This window comes from Paraglaciecola sp. MB-3u-78 (assembly GCF_002835935.1).
GTDB lineage: Bacteria > Pseudomonadota > Gammaproteobacteria > Enterobacterales > Alteromonadaceae > Paraglaciecola.
Map to the genome: position 1 here is coordinate 1 of NZ_PJCF01000029.1, position 1,664 is coordinate 1,664.

Sequence of the window (1,664 nt, forward strand, 5' to 3'; positions counted from 1 at the left end):
GCACACTTGGGATTATCTGCCATCATTGAATGTGAGTTGGGGCACGACCCCTTTGCCGGTCACCTTTATGCATTCACCAATAAACGGCGTAATAAAATCAAGTGTCTGTTCTGGGAAGATAATGGTTTTGTGTTGTATTACAAAAGCCTGTCAGAGGAAAAGTTCAAGTGGCCAAAGCGTGATGATAAGGTGATAACACTGACCGGGCAGCAAATTAATTGGCTGCTTGATGGCTATGATATCAGTGCCATGAAAGGTCATAAAAAGTTGCATTATGAGGCCGTTTTTTAAGGTAATCAATGCGCTAATTTGGTATACTTTACGGCATGAAATTAGCGCCGCAAGACACTGAAAATAAAGCAAAATTACATCTGGATGCGATGAGCCAGATGACCGCATTGCTGTCTGAAAAAGACGATGTCATCGAACAGAAAACGGATGTCATTGCCGAGCAAAAGAAACGAATAGCGATGCTTGAAGAGTACTTGCGGTTGGCCAACTCAAAACGTTTTGGCGCCAGCTCTGAGCAAACACCACCACAGCAAGGTCACCTGTTTAATGAAGTAGAAGCGGTGGCTGAGCCTGAGCCTGTCGACTCACCTTTACCTACAGGCAACGAGCCAAAGGCCAAAACCGGTCGCAAGCCACTGTCCGACAAATTGCCCCGCCTTCAGGTGTTCGCTTATTTGAGTGATGAAGAAAAAGTGGGTGCCATTGACACCTTCTTTGTCAAAGTCAGGGAAGAGCTGGATATCATTCCCGCTCAGGTACGTGTATTGGAATACATGCAGGAAAAAGCGACCTTCAAAACACAAGATGATGGCCGCACGGTGAAAGCCGCCCAGCTTATCAAACATCCTGTCCCCAAGGCCATGGGGAGCGTCAACCTGATGACCTATATCATTATTTCAAAATACGCCGATGGCATGCCGCTTTATCGACTTGAAAACATCATCAAACGTTATGGCGGTGAAATATCAAGGGCCACACTGGCCAACTGGGTGATTGCCCTGTCGAAACAAGCCCAACCTTTAATTAACCTACTCAGGGAGCATCAACATTCGGGCCCACTGATTTGTGCGGATGAAACCCGCATTCAAGTATTGAAAGAGCCAGATCGTTCGCCCACTTCACATAAATGGATGTGGGTAACCCTGGGCGGGTTACCGCAGCAACGAAGTGTCTTGTTTGAATACGATCCCTCCCGTGGCAGGGAGGTACCCTTGCGCCTGCTTGATGGGTTTACCCATGGCTACCTGCAAACCGATGGCTGTGCCAGTTATAACGAGGTATGCAGACAAAATCAGTTAATCTCGGTGGGTTGCTGGGATCATGCACGACGAAAATTCCGTGAAGCCAAAGATGGGCAACCCAGGGCAATGAAAGGCAAGGTAACCAAAGCGGATATGGCACTGAGCCTTATCAATAAGTTGTACGTGGTAGAGCGTCAAATCAAATTGCTAAGCGCGGATGAAATTTATCAGGCCAGGCAACAAAGAAGTGTGCCCATACTCAGCGAGCTGAAAACATGGCTGGAGCTCAATCGCCCCAGAGTCGACAAAGGAGGATTGACGGGCAAGGCGATGACCTATTTACATAATCAGTGGGAAAAGCTAATGGTTTACAGTACGGATGGTCGGCTGAGGCTCAGCAATATTCTGGCT

2 protein-coding genes are annotated in these 1,664 nt (G+C 47.6%); both read left to right on the forward strand.

Annotated elements, in window-relative coordinates; all coding sequences use genetic code 11:
- Positions 1 to 291: IS66 family insertion sequence element accessory protein TnpB (tnpB, locus tag CXF95_RS26130; RefSeq protein WP_101201395.1), on the forward strand; the 291-nt coding region annotated here is incomplete at its 5' end.
- Between the two features lie 35 nt (positions 292 to 326).
- Positions 327 to 1,664, forward strand: a 1,338-nt coding sequence (locus CXF95_RS26135) for an IS66 family transposase (protein ID WP_101201396.1), incomplete at its 3' end; no start/stop codon positions are given.